The 18,281-nt window shown below is 70.4% G+C and carries 16 protein-coding genes; 7 read left to right on the top strand and 9 right to left on the bottom strand.

Going from position 1 to position 18,281, the window contains the following annotated elements; genetic code table 11:
* Nucleotides 1–6: 6 nt before the first annotated feature.
* The gene (locus AC3IF3_RS19385; RefSeq protein ID WP_489229949.1) at nt 7–1,308 is read right to left on the bottom strand and encodes an aspartate aminotransferase family protein; all 1,302 of its coding nucleotides are present in this window, start codon (nt 1,306–1,308) and stop codon (nt 7–9) included.
* Between the two features lie 95 nt (nt 1,309–1,403).
* Between AC3IF3_RS19385 and AC3IF3_RS19380 the strand changes: the two genes are divergently transcribed.
* Nucleotides 1,404–2,258 carry a LysR family transcriptional regulator gene (locus tag AC3IF3_RS19380; protein ID WP_489229948.1) on the top strand — a complete coding sequence of 285 codons (855 nt, stop codon included), beginning with the start codon at nt 1,404–1,406 and terminating at the stop codon, nt 2,256–2,258.
* Between the two features lie 13 nt (nt 2,259–2,271).
* On the opposite strand, the gene AC3IF3_RS19375 is transcribed toward AC3IF3_RS19380, so the two are convergent.
* Together AC3IF3_RS19375 and AC3IF3_RS19370 are read right to left on the bottom strand one after the other, a co-directional pair.
* Complete coding sequence (locus AC3IF3_RS19375; protein ID WP_489229947.1) at nt 2,272–3,003, bottom strand: hypothetical protein; 732 nt, start codon at nt 3,001–3,003, stop codon at nt 2,272–2,274.
* Between the two features lie 718 nt (nt 3,004–3,721).
* A complete protein-coding gene (locus tag AC3IF3_RS19370) occupies nt 3,722–5,053 on the bottom strand; it encodes an MFS transporter (protein WP_489229946.1) in 1,332 nt (443 codons plus the stop codon).
* A 184-nt stretch (nt 5,054–5,237) separates the two neighbouring features.
* Here AC3IF3_RS19370 and AC3IF3_RS19365 point away from each other — a divergent pair, with 184 nt between their 5' ends.
* Both AC3IF3_RS19365 and AC3IF3_RS19360 read left to right on the top strand, forming a co-directional pair.
* Nucleotides 5,238–6,311: a WcbI family polysaccharide biosynthesis putative acetyltransferase gene (locus AC3IF3_RS19365; RefSeq protein ID WP_489229945.1), complete on the top strand. Its 1,074-nt coding sequence runs from the start codon at nt 5,238–5,240 to the stop codon at nt 6,309–6,311.
* A gap of 82 nt (nt 6,312–6,393) precedes the next feature.
* Nucleotides 6,394–7,422: an alpha/beta fold hydrolase gene (locus AC3IF3_RS19360; protein ID WP_243973946.1), complete on the top strand. Its 1,029-nt coding sequence runs from the start codon at nt 6,394–6,396 to the stop codon at nt 7,420–7,422.
* Here the strand turns inward: AC3IF3_RS19360 and AC3IF3_RS19355 are convergent.
* Nucleotides 7,391–8,122: a dihydrofolate reductase family protein gene (locus AC3IF3_RS19355; RefSeq protein WP_489229944.1), complete on the bottom strand. Its 732-nt coding sequence runs from the start codon at nt 8,120–8,122 to the stop codon at nt 7,391–7,393. The two genes, AC3IF3_RS19360 and AC3IF3_RS19355, sit on opposite strands and share 32 nt — an antisense overlap.
* 314 nt (nt 8,123–8,436) lie before the next feature.
* On the opposite strand from AC3IF3_RS19355, the gene AC3IF3_RS19350 reads away from it, so the two are divergent.
* Genes AC3IF3_RS19350 through AC3IF3_RS19335 form a run of 4 tightly spaced genes read left to right on the top strand, consistent with a single transcriptional unit; the run spans nt 8,437 to nt 12,483 of the window.
* A complete protein-coding gene (locus AC3IF3_RS19350; RefSeq protein ID WP_489217690.1) occupies nt 8,437–8,874 on the top strand; it encodes a GlcG/HbpS family heme-binding protein in 438 nt (145 codons plus the stop codon).
* Nucleotides 8,875–8,876: 2 nt separating this feature from the next.
* Nucleotides 8,877–10,463: a peptide ABC transporter substrate-binding protein gene (locus tag AC3IF3_RS19345; RefSeq protein WP_489229943.1), complete on the top strand. Its 1,587-nt coding sequence runs from the start codon at nt 8,877–8,879 to the stop codon at nt 10,461–10,463.
* Nucleotides 10,460–11,383 (top strand): ABC transporter permease, encoded by a 924-nt coding sequence (locus tag AC3IF3_RS19340; protein ID WP_489229942.1) that lies wholly within the window; start codon nt 10,460–10,462, stop codon nt 11,381–11,383. The genes AC3IF3_RS19345 and AC3IF3_RS19340 overlap by 4 nt, the downstream gene beginning before the upstream one ends.
* Nucleotides 11,380–12,483, top strand: coding sequence for an ABC transporter permease (locus AC3IF3_RS19335; RefSeq protein WP_489229941.1), 1,104 nt, complete (start codon nt 11,380–11,382; stop codon nt 12,481–12,483). Before AC3IF3_RS19340 ends, AC3IF3_RS19335 begins: the two co-directional genes overlap by 4 nt.
* A 2-nt stretch (nt 12,484–12,485) precedes the next feature.
* Here the strand turns inward: AC3IF3_RS19335 and AC3IF3_RS19330 are convergent, their stop codons facing one another.
* From AC3IF3_RS19330 to AC3IF3_RS19310, 5 genes are all read right to left on the bottom strand, one after another.
* Complete coding sequence (locus tag AC3IF3_RS19330) at nt 12,486–13,442, bottom strand: D-2-hydroxyacid dehydrogenase family protein (RefSeq protein ID WP_489229940.1); 957 nt, start codon at nt 13,440–13,442, stop codon at nt 12,486–12,488.
* 106 nt (nt 13,443–13,548) lie between these two features.
* The gene (locus tag AC3IF3_RS19325; protein ID WP_489229939.1) at nt 13,549–14,466 is read right to left on the bottom strand and encodes an alpha/beta fold hydrolase; all 918 of its coding nucleotides are present in this window, start codon (nt 14,464–14,466) and stop codon (nt 13,549–13,551) included.
* A gap of 57 nt (nt 14,467–14,523) precedes the next feature.
* The gene (locus tag AC3IF3_RS19320) at nt 14,524–16,161 is read right to left on the bottom strand and encodes a dihydroxyacetone kinase subunit DhaK (RefSeq protein WP_489229938.1); all 1,638 of its coding nucleotides are present in this window, start codon (nt 16,159–16,161) and stop codon (nt 14,524–14,526) included.
* A gap of 217 nt (nt 16,162–16,378) precedes the next feature.
* On the bottom strand, nt 16,379–17,317 hold the full coding sequence (locus AC3IF3_RS19315; RefSeq protein ID WP_489217684.1) for a carbohydrate ABC transporter permease: 939 nt from the start codon (nt 17,315–17,317) through the stop codon (nt 16,379–16,381).
* The gene (locus AC3IF3_RS19310) at nt 17,314–18,270 is read right to left on the bottom strand and encodes a carbohydrate ABC transporter permease (RefSeq protein ID WP_243973938.1); all 957 of its coding nucleotides are present in this window, start codon (nt 18,268–18,270) and stop codon (nt 17,314–17,316) included. The genes AC3IF3_RS19315 and AC3IF3_RS19310 overlap by 4 nt, the downstream gene beginning before the upstream one ends.
* Between the last annotated feature and the right edge of the window lie 11 nt (nt 18,271–18,281).

Raw genomic sequence — 18,281 nt, 5'->3', positions numbered from 1 at the left:
GCGCCACTACAAGGCGGCTTCGATCGCGCGTTCCAGGATCGACACGCCGAGGTCGATCTCCGCGTCCGTGGCGGTGAGCGGCGGCGCGATGCGGAACACGCCGCCCATGCCCGGCAGCTGGACGATGTTCATGCTCAGCCCGAAGTCCAGGCAACGCCGGGTGATCGCGTCCCCGAGGTCGGGTGCCGGCACCTTCGTGGCCCGGTCGGCGACGATCTCGACGCCCTGGAGCAGGCCCCGGCCGCGCAGGTCGCCGATGCAGGCGAAGCGCTGCTGGAGCGTGCGCAGCCCTGCGGTCAGCCGGGCGCCGGCCGCCTCGGCCCGCGCCACCAGCCCGTCGCGCTGGACGATCTCCAGGACCTTGAGGCCGACCGCCGCCGGCAGCGGGTCGGAGACGTGGGTCGTGTAGAACAGGAAGCCGCGGACGTGGCAGAGATCCTCGATCTCCGGCGTGGTCATGACCGCCGCCAGCGGCAGGCCGGCGCCGAGCGTCTTGGACAGGGTCAGGATGTCCGGCACCACGCCGTCCCGCTCGCAGGCGAACATCAGCCCGGTTCGGCCGATGCCGGTCTGGGCCTCGTCGAGGATGAGCAGCATGCCGCGCGCAGCGCATTTGCGCTTCAGCGCGCCGAGATAGCCCGGGGGCAGCTCGAGGATGCCGCCCGAACTCAGGATCGGTTCCGCGAGGAACGCCGCCAGGTTGCCGGTCGATTGCCGGTCGATCAGCGCGAAGGCGTAGTCGAGCTCGGTCTGCCAGTCCGGCACCCCGTCCTTCTCGAAGGCGGGGCGGTAGGCGTTGGGCGCCGGGATCGCGAAGGAGCCGACCGGCGCGGGTCCGTAGCCCTTCCGGCCGGCGCTGTAGGTCGCCGACGCGGCCCCGGCCGTCATCCCGTGCCAGGATTGGGCGAAGCTCACCACCTCCCAGCCGCCGGTGGCGAGCTTGGCCATGCGCAGGGCCGCCTCGTTGGCCTCCGCCCCCGTGGTCAGCAGCAGGGTCCGTTCGAGCCCGCCGGGGGCGAGCCGGGCCAGCTCCGTGGCAAGGTCGACCACCGGCCGGCTCAGCATCCCGCTGAACAGGTGGTCGAGATGGCCGACATGATGCGCGGCGACGGCGGCGATCTCGGGATGGCCGTGGCCGAGGATGGCGCTCATCTGGCCGGACGTGAAATCCAGGATCCGCCGGCCGTCGGCGTCGTAGACGAAACTCCCCTCGGCGCGCTCGACGATGATCGGCGCGAAGGTACCGCCGTAGCGCACCAGATGCCGGCGTGCCCGCATCCAGAAATCCGGGTCGTCGTTCCGCGCCATGGTCGCTCCGGCTCCCTCATCGCACCCGGCCATGGTAGAGCCGGCGCGCGCGCTGCGGCAGCTTATAGTTCTGAACGGAGAGTTCAGGGATCTTGATGGCTCGAAGCCTCGACATCGACCTGCTGCGCAGCTTCGCCAGCGTCGCGGAGACCGGTGCGCTCAGCCGGGCCGCGGATCGGGTCGGCCGCAGCCAAGCCGCGCTCAGCATGCAGATGAAGCGACTCGAGGATCTCGTCGGCCAGCCGCTCCTGACGCGCACGGGGCGCGGGGTGCTTCTGACGGTGCAGGGCGAGCGTCTGCTGGTCCATGCCCGCCGCATCCTGGTTTCGCACGACGATGCCCTGGCGGAGTTCTCCGGCGGGAGCCTGAGCGGCAGCCTGCGCTTCGGCTGTCCGGACGACTACGCGCAGGCCTTCCTGCCGGCCCTGCTACGCGGGTTCGCGCAACATCACCCGGCGGCGGCCATCGCGGTGATCTGTGCCGCGACACCCCGGCTCGAGGCGCAGCACGCCCGCGGCGGACTCGACCTGGCCCTGGTATCGACCCCGCTCGCCGCCGAGCGCGACATCCTGCGGCGCGAGGATCTCGTCTGGGTGATCCCGCGCGACCGCTCGGCGACGTGGTCCGACCCGCTGCCGCTCGCCCTCGGCGATCCCGACACGCTCGATCACCGGGCGGCGATCGCCGCGCTCGACCGCGCCGGATGCGGCTATCGGATCGCCTACGCGAGCGGCAGCCTGTCGGGGCTCCTGGCGGTGGTTCGCTCGGGTCAGGCCGTGGCGGTCCTGACCCGGTCCGCGGTCCCGGGCGATCTGCGCGTCCTGGCGCGCGCCGGCGGATTGCCGGCGCTCCCACGGATCGGCGTCACGATCCGGATCGATGAGCGGCACGCCTCACCGCTGGCGCGCGCCTTCGCCGCCCATGTCCGGGCGGTGCTCCCGGTCTTGTGAGCCGGCGCGACGGCTAGGCACCTCGGTTGGCGTCATCGTGGACAGCGACGGGATGAGCCAACGCCGCCGCACTGCCCGGATCGGAGTGCTTCGGCCAGGCGAGCACGATGTCCTCGTTGTCGACGGCGATCCAGTTGATGCGTGTGCCCGGATGGTTCTGGCTGAACGATTTATAATTATCGCTGTTGCACAGGAGGTAGATATCTTCCTCTAAAACTGCAATTCCACTATCGTTGACGACCTTGCGCAGGTCCGGATACACGTTCGTGTCCGCCAGTCTGAGGCCGCGAAACTTGCGGCTGGCAATGTCCGGAAACGCGGCACTCCAGGCTGCCATGACCCGCGGGGTGTCGTATTCAACGACGAGATCCGTCCCGATCCGGCGGGTCGGGATGTGGTCCAGCCGGACATCCTCGGTCCAGTTCCGGTTGGCGGCGCTGCTCGCCTTGCCCGGTTCCGGAGAGACGACCGGCGCCGAGGCCGCGGCCGTCGCCGCTTCGGTGGTCCGCGATCCGTGGCCGAACCGGGTGTCGAATTCCACGACTTCGACGGCCAGCGTGGTCGTTCGCGTCAGGGTCAACATCGCGTCCGCAGTCCCGGGCGACAGCGCGTAAGCCGGCCTGGGATCGAGGGTCGCCGGCGCGACGGGCGAGACGACGTTCGATGCCGCGATCGAGACTGCGTCGGCATGCGGAGACTTCTGTGCGGCTGCGGCGACCGCAGCCATCGAAGGTACATAGTCCATCTCAAAATCTCCCAGCCGCTGAGCCGATCGGAATTCCCCCGCCTCCCACGCACGTTCTACGCTATCAACCATCGGTTGATGCTATATACTTGTCCGGATTATTTGTGATATTCGACCGCAGATTGATATTTTTCGCTGAACGCGTAATTCTGACCATCCCGACGCGAAGTATTGTCCCGCCGACGTAACGAAAGTCTACGCCTACCGATGACACGCGGCTTCGGGCAGCCGGTTCTTGCAGAGCGCCGAGTCCCGACCCGTATGCCGTTTCGAAAAACCCCGACCCTCGTCCGGCGTTCAATGCGGCGAAACGCACGATCGACGACAATCATGGATCTCGCGACGGGCCTGCCGAACCCGTTTAGCGGGCGGTGAGTGGACGAGCATGGAGGCCTCGACCCTCGTGCACCCGGCGGGCATCATGCCTGCTGGCACTTCGTCCTAGGGCTTCATGCCCTATGGTTTCCAATGTGTGCGGCGGCAGGCTGATCTGTCAACGGCAAGATTCGGTCAAACAGGATATTTTGCGAATCTATCGACGCGAGCCTGAAAGAACACTTTCTAGCTATATATTTCTGGCTCGATCGATTGTTTTGTGAAGAGAAGGCCGAATTAACAGCGTCACCGCCGGATCTCTCAGAAATCGGCGTCCGAAGATAGACATTTGCCGCGGTGACCGCGCGGCGGCGGGCGCGTGTTCATCGGGCTTCGCGACCGGTCAGGCCCGAACCGCAGACACCGGCTGCGTCTGACGGCGTCCGAGGCCGAGGACGAGCAGGCAACCCAGCCCGGAGAGGACCACCAGCGGAAGGAGGCCGAGGGGGTAGCTGCCCGTGGCATCCTTGATCACGCCGAGCAGATACGTGCCCACGAAACCGCCGATGTTGCCGATGGCGTTGATCTGCGCGATGCCCGCCGCCGCCGCACCGGCCGAGAGCCACTCGGTGGAGAGCGCCCAGAACGGCCCCTTGACCATGTAGGTGGCGGTCACGGCGAGGCAGAGAATCAGGATGGTCGGCAGCAGCTGTGCGGTGGCGATCGAGGCGGCGAGGCTCAGCGCCAGCAGGCCCAGGGGGATCGCCGTGTGCCAGACGCGCTCGCGCCTCCGGTCGGAGGAGCGGCCCCACAGGATCATCAGCACCGAGGCCACGCCGAACGGGATCGAGTTGAGCAGCCCGGTCTCAAGGTTGGTCAGGCCGAAGGATTTGATGATCTGCGGCTGCCAGAGGGACAGGCACTGGCTGGCGCCGGAGGCGCCCGCGTAGATCAGCGAGGCGGCGAGCACGTAGCGGTTGCGCATCACCGCGAAGACCGAGAGATGCCGGGCCGGCGCCGCCTCGCCCTGAACCACGGAGGCGCGCTCGGCGGCCAATCGGTCCTGGAGCCAGGCGCTCTGCTGGGGTGTCAGCCAGCGCGCCTTGCCGGGTCCGTCGGGCAGCAGGAAGAAGGCGGTGAGACCGAGCAGCACCGCCGGTGCCGCCTCCAGGATGAACAGCCATTGCCAGCCGCGCAGGCCCATCATGCCGTCGGTGTTGAGGATCGCGGCGGAGATCGGCGAGCCGAGGAAGCTCGAGATCGGGATCGCCACCATGAAGACGGCCACGATCCGCCCCCGGTAGGCGCGCGGGAACCAGTAGGTCAGATAGAGGATCACCCCCGGGAAGAAGCCCGCCTCCGCGGCGCCCAGCAGCAGGCGCACGGCGTAGAAGGATGTCGGCCCGACCACGAAGGCCATGGCGGCGGAGACCAGCCCCCAGGTGATCATGATCCGGGCGATCCAGATCCGGGCGCCGAATCGCTCCATGGCGAGGTTGCTCGGCACCTCGCACAGCACATACGAGACGTAGAACAGGCCGCCGCCGAGCCCGAATTGGGCGGCCGAGAGCCCGATATCGTGGTTCATCTGCAGGGCGGCGAAGCCGGCATTCACCCGATCGACGAAGGCGATGAAGTAGGCCAGCATCAGGAACGGCAGGATCCGCCAGGTCACCCGGCGCAGGGTCGCCCGCTCGATCTCGGGCAACGCCGGCTCGATAGGTGTCGGGGCCATCCTGGTCTCCTCGGCTCGCCGGCCCCGGCATGGAACAGGCGCGCAGCGCAGGCCAGACGCCACGGGCGACAGTGCCGCCACTCTGTCATCGTGTGGCCGCGCAGCCGTGATCGGTTGGCGACACCCGCGAACACACCGAAGGTTGCGGTTTGCCCGCGGCCCGCGGACATGCGAGAGAAGCCGCATGTTGACCGTCGATAGCCTCTGGCGCGCGCGGCATCGCCTCGCGCAGTTCGGGAAGAAGCGGACCGGATCGCCGCGCATCCTCGTCATCGGCGTCTGCCAGGCCGGTTCCATCGCCAAGGCGATGCGCTATCTCCTGCCCGACGCGCAGGTGGATTTCGTCTCGGCGTTCACGGCCGCCCGCCGCTTTCCCCGCCTCGCCGACCTGATGGCGCATGCGGACGGGTACGACCACGTCTTCTCCAGCATCTATCTGCCTCGGTTCAAGGGCGGCGGCACGATCGACACGCTGCGGACGCACCCGAAGGTGCGGCTGATCCCGACGATCGTGTTCGGCGCCTATCACCCGGACCTCGTGCATGTGGGCGTGCAGGATGCCGTCACGCTCAACGGCCTGATCTCCGGCCCCATGGGGCATTCGCATTCCGCGATCACGCTCTACGCCTATCTGGCCGGCTTCACGCAGGCCCAGGCCCTGCGCCTGTTCGCGGAACCGGTCTTCGAGCGCCTGGGCTACTTCGATCTGTGGGACGAGTCGGTGTCCTACCTGCGCGGGCTGGGCCGCCAGGCGGATTACGACCTCGACACGCATCTGACGCGCTGGGCGCGTCGCGGCTGCTTCATGCACTCGATCAACCACACGAAGCTGTACGTCGTGTCCGACCTCGCCCGGGGCCTGCTGACCAAGGCCGGCGTCCCGTTCGAGGCCTGTGACCTCGACGCCTTCCTGCCGGACGACCTCGGCGGCCAGGGCAGCTGGCCGGTCTATCCCGAGATCGCCCAGCATTACGGCATCGCGGGCAGCGCCCTGTTCTTCAAGGCCGAGACCCGCCGCTCCGGCCCGGCCCGCACGATGAGCCGGACGGAGTTCGTGGCCGCGGCCTATGCGAATTACGACCGCCGCGCGCGCAGCCTCCTGATCTCCCAGCGCGTCCAGGGCTGGCGCAACGACCCGCCGACCGTGGATTTCCTGCGCGAGGCCGCGGGCCGCGGCGAGGCTCCGGCCCGTTCGACGGCGCGGGTCCCGGCCGTGAACGCGGGCGGGTCCGGCAGTTTCGCCGGACACGCTTCGTAGGACGTCGCGGTCCGGCACTTCCCGATCCTCCCGGCGTTGTCGCGCACCGCCCCACCTGCGGGCGCGACGTCGAGGTATCCCGATGAGCCCGAAATCCCCGCATCGCGCCGGCCGCGCCGCGGCTGCGGCGGCCCTGACGCTCGTGGGCTCGGCCGCCGGCCTCGTGGCCTGGAGCCGGCTCGCCCGGCACCGGCACCAGCCCTTGCCGCCCGCCCTGCCCGGCCGGCACGAGCGGATCGCCACACGGCGGGCCGGGGACCTGTCGCTCTACAGCTCGACCGAGGCCGAGGGGGTGCCGCTCCTGCTGATCCACTCGATCAACGCGGCCGCGAACGCCTACGAGGTGCGGCCGCTCTACCTGCATTTCCGGAGCGCGCGACCGGTCTACGCCCTGGAGCTTCCGGGCTTCGGCTTCTCGGAGCGGTCGCGCCGCCGCTACACGCCGCGCCTGATGGTGGAGGCGATCCACGCCGCGGTGGACGAAATCCGGCGGCGTCACGGGGGCGTGGCGATCGACGCCCTGGCGCTGTCCCTGTCCGCGTCCTTCCTCGCCCGGGCGAGCCTGGAGCGTTCGGACGCGTATCGCAGCCTCGCCCTCGTCAGCCCGACGGGATTCGACGGACAACTCTCGGGCGAGGCGCCGCCGGACGGTCACCGCGGCCGCGACTGGCTGCTCGACCTCCTCGACCGGGCCCCCTTTGGCCGGCCCCTGTTCGACGCGCTGGTGACGCGACCGAGCATGCGCTTCTTCCTGCGGAAGACCTTCGGCTCCACGGAGATCGCCGAGGATCTCATGGACTACGATTATCTCTCGGCGCACCAGCCGGGCGCCGAGCATGCGCCCTGGTGCTTCATCTCCGGCCACCTCTTCCCCACCGACACGACGCGCCTCTACGAGCACCTGCGCCTGCCGGTCTGGCTGGTCCACGGCATCCGCGGCGACTTCGTGGATTACCGGCTCCTGCCGCGGGTCGCCGACCGTCCGAACTGGCGGATCGAGACCCTGCCGACCGGCGCGTTCCCGCATTTCGAGCAGCCGGAGGCGGTCACCGCCGCCTACGCGGCGTTCCTGGCAAGCCTCACGTCTGGGCCGGCGGATCGACCGGCGTGATCCGGTAGCGCAGCCAGACGACACCGCCGGACAGGCGCTCGCATTCGGTCAGGTCGAGCCGGCGCCGGCCGCCCATGGAGTCGTCCTCCGTTCCGGCGAAGTCGAAGACCGCCGGCGTCCCCGACAGGCCGTCCACCGCCGGTGCGAGGAGCAGGCTCAGCTCGTCGATGACGCCGGCCTTCAGCATCGAGCCGTTGATGTGGCCGCCGCCCTCGACCAGCAGGCGCTCGATGCCGAAGAGCGTCCTGAGCTTCGTCACCGCCACGCGAAAATCGACCTCCCGGTCCCCCGCGAACAGGTACGACTGGCCGCCGGCCCGGAGCGCCCGCAGATGCGCGTCCGGCACGGAGTCGGTGAGCACGACCACGACATGGTCGCCCTCGATCTCGTTGCGCGCGCGCCAATCCAGGCGTCCGCGCGCGTCGAGCGCCACCGCGTAGCCGGGTGCGTCGCGGCGCGCCACGTGGTCGACGCGGTCGAGGGGGCCGTCGTCGGGGATCGGCGCCGAAAGCGGCGCGGCGCTGTCGGCATAGCCCTGCATGGTCACCCGTCCGCACATCCAGGCATCGCCCTTCAGCTCGCCGTGGACCCGCTCGTAATGGCTGTCCGCGTCCAGGGTCTTCCAGCGCCGGGTCTTGATCCGGCCGTCCACCGAGGCGGTCATATGGCAGATCACGTGGGGGCGTTGGTCCGATGTCATGCCGTCTCCCAAGGCGCGTGGCCGCCGGTTGGTTCGTCGCGCTCGATCCGGCAAACTAGGCGAGCCGGTCTCCCCGCCCAGGCCCCGCTCGAGCCGTTCCCGATCGCGTGGCGACGGGGAACGGCTCTAAGCCCTTGATCGGACGCGCTCGCTCACGCCGAACCGGTATCCACGTCGGCGGCCCGCGCTCCACCTCTCCGATCCATGCGGCGGGTCTCACTGCCACGCGCGTCGAGGGCGGCAGTGGACCGGCCGCGGCCCGATCCCGTAAGAATGGCGATGCCCCCCGAAACGCCGCCCTCCGCTGGACACCGATGATCGACCTGACCCTCGAAGCTGCCCGCCTCATCGTGGATACCGCGCTCCGTGCGGCGCGGGAACGCGGGCTGAAGCCGCTGGCCGTCGTGGTCTACGATGCCCGGGGGGCACTGAAATGCGCCGCGGTCGAGGACGGCACGTCCCTGCGCCGGGCCGAGATCGCCTCCGGCAAGGCCAACGGCGCGCTGGCGTTGGGGCTCGGCTCCCGGGCGATCCACGCCCGGGCGGAGGCGCAGCCCTACTTCGTGGCGGCCGTAACTCATCTGGCGGGTCCCGCCGCCCTGGTGCCGGTGCCCGGCGGCGTCCTGATCCGCTCCGGCGACGGCCGCCTCCTCGGCGCGGTTGGCATCTCGGGCGACACCTCCGACAACGACGAGATCTGCGCGGTGGCCGGGATCGAGGCCGCCGGCCTGGTGCCGGAGACCGGCGCCTGAGCGTGCGCCCGCGCCGACGCGACTGGCTGGCCGGGGCCGCCGCCCTCGCGGCGGTGCGGCCCGCCCGCGCCGCCGAGCCACTCTACCGCCGCGGCAACGACGCCGATCCCGAGACCCTCGACCCGCACCGCTCGTCCACGGTGGCGGAGGCGCACATCCTGCGCGACCTCTGCGACGGCCTGCTGACCTACGACAATCACGGCGCCATCATCCCGGGCGCCGCCCGGGCCTGGACCGTCTCGGAGGATGGGCTGACCCTGCAGTTCGAGCTCCGGCCCGACGGCCGCTGGTCGAACGGCGAGCCGGTCACGGCGGATGATTTCGTCTATGCGTTCCGCCGCATCCTCGATCCGGCCACCGGGGCGAAATACGCCGAGATCCTGTTCCCGATCCGCAACGCCGCCGCCGTGAACCGCGGCGAGAAACCCGCCGACGCCCTCGGGGTCGCCGCGGAGGGGGTGCTGCGGCTCGCGATCACCCTCGAACAGCCGACCCCCTACATCCTGGAACTCCTGACGCACCAGACCGCCCTGCCGGTCCATCGAGCCTCCGTGGAGCGCCACGGCGACAGCTTCACCCGCCCCGGCAACTACGTCACCAACGGCGCCTACCGGCTCCGCGATCAGGTGCCGGGCGGCGCGATCACCCTGGAGGCGAACCCGCACCATCCCGACGCGGCGAAGTTCGCGATCCGGCAGGTCGCGTTCCTGCCGACGCCCGACATGGCCTCGGCGGTGCGCCGCTACGCCGCCGGGGAGATCGACTCCCTGGCGGATTTCCCGGCGGACCAGATCGCCGACCTGCGCCGCCGCTTCGGCCCGCAGGTGGTGCTCGGCCCCGCCCTGGGGCTCGCGGCCCTGGCGATTAACACCCGCAAGGCCCCGTTCTCGGACCGGCGCGTCCGCCAGGCTTTGTCCCTCATCATCGACCGGGAATACCTCGCCGACGGGCTCAACGGCGGCACTATGAGCCCGGCCTATTCCCTGTGCCCGCCGGGCCTCGATAATTACCGGACGCCCCCCGAGACCGAGGGCCGCCTCGGCCTGCCGATCGACCACGAAGAGACCGCGCGCCGCCTCCTCGCCGAGGCGGGCTTCGGCCCCGACCACCCGCTCACGGTGGAGTACCGGTTCAATGTCAGCGACAACAACCGCACCGTGGCGGTGGCGATCGGCGAGATGTGGCGCGACCTCGGGATCGTGACCCGCTACGTCTACACCGACGCCAAGACGCATTTCGCCTATCTGCGCGACGGCGGCGACTTCGACGTGGCGCGCATGAGCTGGATCGCCGACTATTCCGATCCACAGAACTTCCTGTTCCTGCTCCTCAGCGGCAACGACGGCCTGAATGTCGGCCACTGGTCGGACCCCGCCTTCGACGGCCTGATGGCGCGGGCCGCCGCTGAGCGCGACCTCGCCCGGCGCGCCGGCCTGCTCCACGACGCGGAGGCGATCGCCCTGCGCGAGCTGCCCTGGATCCCGCTGATGCATTACCGGTCCAAGGCGTTGATCGCCCCGCGGCTGCACGGCTACCACCCGAACCTGCGCAACGCCGCGCCGACGCGGTTCCTGAGGCTCGACGCGTGATCCGCTTCATCCTGCGCCGCCTTGCGCAGGCGGTGCCGACGCTGCTCGCGGTCGTGACCGTCAGCTTCTTCCTGATGCGGCTCGCCCCCGGCGGTCCCTTCGACATGGAACGGCCGCTGGCGCCCGCCGTCATGGAGAACCTGCGCCGGGTCTACGGGCTCGACCGGCCGCTGCTCGCGCAATTCGGCAGCTACCTCGCGGCGCTGGCCCGGGGCGACCTCGGGCCGTCCTTCTCGTTCCGCGATCAGAGCGTCCTCGACCTGATCGCCCGGGGGCTGCCGGTCTCGGCGACGCTCGGCGCCCTGGCCCTGCTCCTGGCGTCGAGCCTGGGCGTCGGGCTCGGCGTGGCGGCGGCGCTCCGACGCGGCGGCGTCCTCGACCGCCTCCTCGGGATCGGTGCGGCGCTGACCCTGTCGCTGCCGAGCTTCGTGGTCGCGCCGCTCCTGCAGATCGCCTTCGGTCTGAGCCTGCGCTGGCTGCCCCTGAGCGGCTGGGACGGCGGCGCGCCGAGCCATCTCGTCCTGCCGGTGATCACCCTGGCCCTGCCGCAGGTGGGGGCCCTGGCGCGCCTGACCCGGGCGTCCCTTGGAGAAGTCCTGCGCACGCAGCCGGTACGGACGATGCGCAGCCTCGGCCTGCCGCCGCTCCGCGTGACCCGGCACGCGCTGCGGGGGGCGCTGCTGCCGGTGGTCGCCTATCTCGGGCCCCTCGCCGCGTCCCTGCTCACCGGCTCGGTGGTGGTCGAGACGATCTTCGGCCTGCCCGGGATCGGCCGCTATTTCGTCGAGGGGGCGCTCAACCGCGACTACACGCTGGTGATGGGCACGGTGCTGCTCGTCGCCGCGCTTGTGATCGCCCTCAACCTCGCCGCCGACCTCGCCTGCGCGTGGCTCGATCCCCGCCTGCGGGTGGCGGCGTGAGCGCGGCACCGGCGCGGTCGGGACCCGCAGGACGAGCCCTGGCGCGTCTTTTTCGGACGCGCCCGGCGATTGCGGCGCTCGCTGTACTGATCGGGATCGCCCTGGCCTGCCTCGCCGGTCCGGGCTTCACCGGGCACGATCCCGAGCGGGCCTATCCGGATCTCCGCCAACTGCCGGCCGGCCTCGCGGCGCAGCCGGATGCCGCGCATCTCGGCCCGGCCCTGGAGCGCCTCGCCTTCCGGATGCGGGCCCGGCTGGACGCCGTGGCGCGCGACGGCGACACCCTGCGCCTGACCCTCGGCTCGGAGGCAGGCGTCGACCGGCGCAGCCTCGTCTACCTGCCGCGTTCGGCACTGTTCGGCGCGCCGGAGATCCTGGAGGACCGGGACGGCGGCCGCGGGCTCGTAGTCGCGGTGCCGCTGCGGCGCCTCTACTTTCCCCTCGGGACCGACATCCAGGGCCGCGATCTCCTGACCCGCTGCCTCGTCGCCGGCCGGATCTCCCTGGCGATCGGCCTCGCGACCAGCCTCGTCGCCCTGCTGATCGGGGTCGCCTACGGTGCCACGGCGGGCTTCCTGGGCGGGGCCGCGGATGCCGTGATGATGCGGTTCGTGGATGTGCTTTACGCCCTCCCCTTCGTGTTCTTCGTCATCCTGCTGCTGGTGTTCTTCCGCTCGAGCCTCGTGCTGATGCTGGTTGCCATCGCCGCCGTCGAATGGCTCGACATGGCCCGGGTGGTCCGGGCCCAGACGCTGTCGCTGCGCGAACGCGACTTCGTCCGCGCGGCCCGCGCCCTGGGGGTCGGCACGCCCGGCATCATCGCCCGCCACATCGTGCCCAACACCCTCGGCCCGGTCGCGGTGACCGCGACGCTGCTGGTGCCGCAGGTGATCCTGCTCGAGAGTTTCCTGTCGTTCCTCGGGCTCGGCGTGCAGGAGCCGCAGACGAGTTGGGGCGTGCTCGTCGCGGACGGGGCGCGCGCGATCGAGGCGGCGCCCCACATGCTGGCCGCTCCGGCGCTCTTCCTGATCGCCACGCTGGTGGCCTTGAACCTGTTCGGCGACGGCCTCGCCGACGCGCTGGATCCGCGTGCGGACTAGCCTCAGCCCAGTTGCCGGATCGGCGCGCCGGCGAGCCAGGCCTCGATATCTTCCACCGCCTGGGTGAAGAATGTCCGGTAATTGTCGCGCGAGACGTAGCCGAGATGCGGCAGCGCCAGGACGTTCGGCAGGTGCCGGAACGGGCTGTCGTCCGGCAGCGGCTCGGTCTCGAACACGTCGAGGCCGGCACCGGCGATCCACCCCTCCCGCAGCGCCTGCACCAGAGCGGCCTGATCGACGATCGGTGCCCGGGCGGTGTTCACCAGATAAGCGGTCGGCCGCATGCGGCGCAGTTCCGCCGCGCCGACGAGCCCGCGCGTCCGATCGCCGAGCACGAGATGGATCGTGACGACGTCGCTCGCCTCCAGCAGGGCCTCCTTCGAGGCCGCGCGCGTGACTCCGGCGGCCGCCGCCCGGGACTCGTCGAGGTTCGGGCTCCAGGCGATCACCCGCATGCCGAAGGCGTGCCCGATGGCGGCGACCCGCGCGCCGATCTTGCCGAGCCCGAGGATGCCGAGGGTGGCGCCCGCGAGGTCGGTCCCGATCGTGCTCTGCCACGGACCGCCGATGCGGAGATTGTGATTCTCGCGGGGGAGTTGACGGGCGAGCCCGAGGATCAGCGCCCAGGTCAGCTCGGTCGGCGGCGCCGGGCTCGACTCCGTGCCGCAGACGGTGACGCCCCGCCCCCGGGCCGCCGCGACATCGATGGCGAGGTTGCGCAAGCCGCTGGTCAGCAGCAGTTCGAGCCGCGGCAGCCGCTCCAGCAGAGCCGCCGGGAACGGCGTGCGCTCCCGCATGATGACCAGGATCTCGGCCTCGGCGATCCGCGACACCAGCGCGTCCCGGTCCGGGATGTGCTCGGCGACGGCGGAGACGGCGACGCGATCGGACAGGCGCGACCAGTCGGCCAGCGACAGGGCCGCCTGCTGGTAATCGTCAAGGATCAGGCAGGTTCGCATGGCGGGTGCTCATCGCAGTGTTGCGCCGCCGGTAATCCGCGGCGCCGGGCGGCGTTCCCGTGCGCGGAAGGTCGCCGCACGCATGCACACGGGCTCGGGTCCGCCATCACGGGTGCTGCCGGCCCCGGTGGCGCGCCAGGAATTCCAGCACGGCGGCGTTGAAGGCATCGGGGTTGTCCCGATTCATCGCGTGGGCGGCGTTCGGGATCACGATGGCCGCCGGGATCGCCGGGTTGCACGCGCGCGCCGCGGCGAACCCCTCGGGATACCGCTTGGGACTGCGTTCGCCGGTCAGCGTCAGGATGGGAAAGCTGGACTTGGCGATGTCCGAGCAGGTGATGTGACCGCGCTCGCCGCTGTCGACACCGGTGCCGAGATTGTCGAGCAGGATCTCCTTCTGCAGTGCCGAACGCTTGGCCCAGGTCCCGGGCCCGTTCAGGCCGTCGGTGAATTCCTGACCCGCCTTCTCCTTGTCCCCCGCCGCGAGGTTCACCCGCAGCCGCGAGACCAGACCCTTGACCTCCCCGGCCATCGCCTGCGTTTCTGGTGTCTCGGGAAGCAGACCCTCCATCCCGCTGGCATCTTCCAGGATCAGCGTCCTGATGAGTTCGGGGTGCTCCTTGGCCACGGTCAGGACCACGGCACCGCCCCGGGAGTGGCCGAGCAGATGCACCGGTCCGAGATTCAGCCGTTGAATCAACGCGGCGACATCGGCGGCGTGCTGGGCAATGGAGAAATCCTCACCGACGCCGTTCCACCGTTCCGGATAATAGTGGCGCAGGCTGAGCGCGAAGACGCGGTACGCCTTCGCGAGCGCCGGCACCTGGGCGTACCAGATCCGGTAATCGCCGAGCGAGCCGTGCACCAGCACGACCGGCTCGCCAGATCCGGTCTCCTGATAGGTGAGCGGATAACCCGCCACGGACACGGATTTCACCCCGTCCGGGATCCCCCATTGCGCCTGTGCGCAGGTCGGCAGCCCCAAGCACAGCCCGAGCGCCAGCGCAGCCATCATCGAACGCATCACGTATCCTCTCCCGCGTCGTGTCCGTTGTCAGGGTGTTTGCGGGGCCCAATCGCGTCAGCCCCGGTTGTCCGATCCAGCCAGCGCCGCGAAGGCCTCCGCGACCCCCGCGGCGCCCGGATCCCGCACACCCGCGAGGTCACCGGCGGCGAGGTAGCTGGACCGGCCGGCCCCGGCGCGGTCCATCCGGGCCGTCGCCTCGGCGCCCGTGCGGGCCGCGGCGGCGGCGGCGGCGAGGCCGCCATCCCTTAGGGCCTCGACCGCGGGGATCAGGGCGTCGAGGAGCGTGCGGTCACCCAGGCTGGCCCCGCCGTAGGCCTGGACCCGCGCCACGCCCTTGGCCAGCGCCTCGGGCCAGGCGGCCCCGTCGGCGAGCCCCGCGGCGGTCGCCGCGAAGAAGATCGAACCGAGGACGCCGCTCGATCCGCCCACGGCGCGGCTGATCCGCTCGGCGAGCGCCCGGCACAGGGCGGCGGGATCGGCCTGCGGCAGGCGGTCGAAGTCGGCCTGGACCGCCCGCGCCGCCCCCGCGAAGGTGGTGCCGGCATCGCCGTCGCCGACCTTCGCGTCGAGGGCGTTGAGGCTGTCCTCGGCGGCGATCAGCTTCCTGGCCACGGCGGCGATCCGGGCGGCCGTCACCGCCTCGTGCGACGGCGTGAAGACCTCCCCTGCGAGCCCCTCGGGCAGCGGGCGCAGGCGCGGCGGCACGACCCGCATGGCCGCGGGCCAGGCCGGCACCGGAACCGGCGCCAGGAGCGCTGCTTCGAGCTCGTCGTCGAGGGGCAGGACGGACAGCGAGGCGCCGTGCATGTCGAGCGCCGTCATCAGCGGCGCCGGACCGAGCAGGAGGCGGACACGCTTGCCGAGGCCGGTGGCCAGCACCGCCCGGGTCAGGGTCTGCATCTCCAGCGCGGAGGTGGAGCCAAGATTGTTCACGAGGAGCGCCAGCCGGTCGGCGCCCGCGACCGCATCGGAGAGGCGCTCCGCCATCATCTGCGCGAGTTCGCTGACCGGGGGCAATGGGATGCGTTCCGCGCCGGGCTCGCCATGGATGCCGAGGCCGAGCTCGGCCTGCCCCTCGGCCAAGCGCTCGCTGCGGGGCGAGCCGGGGATCGTGCAGGTCGAGACCGCGATGCCCAGCGACTTCGCCGCGGCGGCACGGTGCGCGAGGGCCGCCACCGCCTCCAGCGCGGCCCCCGCCTCGGCGGCGTGGCCCGCGACCTTGTGGACGAACAGCGTGCCGGCGATGCCGCGGGGCTGCCGGGCTTCGGCCAGGGCGATGTCGTCGGAGACGATGACCGTCTCGACCCTGTGGCCGAGCGCCCGGGCGCGTTCGGCGGCGAGGCCGAAATTGAGCCGGTCGCCCGCATAGTTCTTGATGACGAGCAGGCAGCCGGCCGGTCCCGAAACGGCGAGGATTCCCGCCAGCACCGCGTCGACGCTCGGCGAGGCGAAGACGTCGCCGCAGACGGCCGCACTCAGGAGGCCGGGTCCGACGAAGCCCGCATGGGCCGGCTCGTGGCCAGAGCCGCCCCCCGAGATCACCGCCACCCTGCCGGGATCGGTCTCGGCGCGCAGCACCACGCGGATGCCGGGATCACCGTCGAGCCGGGCGAGGCGTCCGCCGCTCGCCGCCAGCAGGCCGTCGATGGCGTCGTTGACCAGGGTGGCACGGGCGTCGATGAAATGGGTCATGGCGTGACCTTCGGGTGGGCCGGTCCGCGATTCTCGTCAGCGGCTCTTGGTGCAGTGTCCGCATGATCGCGCCGCGCTGGCAACAACCACCGCCCCTGCAAGCGGAGCGGTGACGGTCGAACGCGCTCGCAATGTCCGGTCGTTCCCCCTCAGACCTCATCCTGAGGTGACCGCGCCAGCGGGCCTCAAAAAAGCCCTCCCGCGCGCCGGCCTGGCATCACTCCTTCACGGCGCCGGTCAGTGCCGAGACGTAATACTCTACGAAGAACGAGTAGAGGATCACCAGCGGCAGGGAGCCGAGCAGCGCGCCGGCCATCAGCGAGCCCCACTTGTAGACGTCGCCATCGACGAACTCGCTGACCACGGCGATCGGCACGGTCTTGTTCTGCGTCGAGGACAGGAAGGTCAGCGCATAGATGAACTCGTTCCAGCACAGCGTCAGCGAGAAGATCCCGGCCGAGATCAGCCCCGGGAAGGCCAGCGGCAGGACGATCTTGGTCAGGATCTGCCACCGGCTCGCGCCGTCCATCAGCGCGCATTCCTCCAGCTCGTAGGGGATGGTCTTGAAGTAGCCCATCAGCAGCCAGGTCGAGAATGGGATCAGGATCGTCGGATAGGCCAGGATCAGGGCGATCGGCGAATCGAACAGGCCATAGGCCTGGACGATGGTGGCCAGCGGTATGAACAGGATCGAGGGCGGCACCAGGTAGGCGAGGAAGATCGCCGCGCCGACCCAGCCGGCCCCCCGGTAGCGGACCCGCACGCAGGCATAGGCGGCGAGGACGCTGGCAAACAGCGACAGCGCGGTGGCGGCCACCGACACGTACATCGTGTTCCAGAGCCAGCGCGGATATTGCGTCTCGAACAGCAGCTTGTGGATGTGCTTGAATGTCGGATCCACCACCCAGAACGGGTTGTAGTGCTCCATGTCGATCAGCTGCGCGTCCGGTTTGATGGCGGTGAGCGCCATCCAGTAGAACGGAAACAGCAGCACGACGAGGATGACGAGCAGCGGCAGGTAGGTGGTGACCAGCCGCCGGGGCAGGCGGTCGAGATAGGCCATGCCCTCCGAATTGTCGGTGAGCCCGGCCGGCGGCCCCGCCAGGACGGGGGCGAGGTGCGGATCGGCATGGGCCGGCGGTGCGGGCGCGCTCATCGGTCGGACTCCCCGGCCTGCCAGGCCCGGCGCTGAAGGCCGAACCACGAGATGCCGATCGCGGCGAGCAGGAACGGCACCATGGCGGTGGCGATCGCCGCCCCCTCCCCCAGCGTCCCCGAGAGGATGCCGCGCTGGTACGACAGGGTCGCCATCAGGTGCGTGGCGTTGACCGGGCCGCCCCGGGTCATGGCCCAGATCAGCTGGAAATCGGTGAAGGTGAACAGCACCGAGAAGGTCATCACCACGGCGATGATCGGCGTCAGCAGCGGCAGGGTGATCCGCCAGAAGATCTGCCAGTTCGAGGCGCCGTCGAGCGTCGCCGCCTCGTAGAGCGAGGGCGAGACCGTCTGGAGGCCGGCGAGCAGCGTAATCGCGATGAACGGCACCCCGCGCCAGATATTGGCGAAGATCACGCAGGCCCGGGCCATGGCCGGCTCACCAAGAAAGTCGATGTTGCCCTCAATGATCCCAAGGTGGCGCAGCGACCACGAGATGATCGAGAACTGGCTATCGAAGATCCACCAGAACGCGATGGCCGAGAGCACGGTCGGCACCACGAACGGGATCAGCACGATCGACCGGACGATGGCCTTGAACGGCATGTTCTTGTTAAGCAGCAGGGCGAGGTAGAGCCCCACCGCGAACTTCACTACGGAGGCGACCGCCGTGTACAGGCAGGTGTTGAACACCGAGAGCCAGAACACGTCGTCGTCCCAGAGCCACGCGTAGTTCTCCAGGCCGATGAAGACGCCGTCCCGGCCGATCCGTGCATTGGTGAAGGACAGCCAGATGCCCTTGAGCAGCGGGTAGGCCAGGAACAGGCCGAGGATCAGCGCGGTCGGCAGCATGAACCAGAAACCCGCCCAGCCGCGGCTGGCCCGCAGCCGCTGCCAGCCTGAACGGGTCGGGACCGCGACCGGGGCGGGCTGCGTCAGGGCCGTGTGCGCCATGCTCTCGCCTC

This window comes from Methylobacterium sp. J-118 (assembly GCF_057836565.1).
The sequence above is the reverse complement of the archived record's forward strand: the minus strand, read 5'-3'. Positions and strand labels throughout refer to the sequence as shown.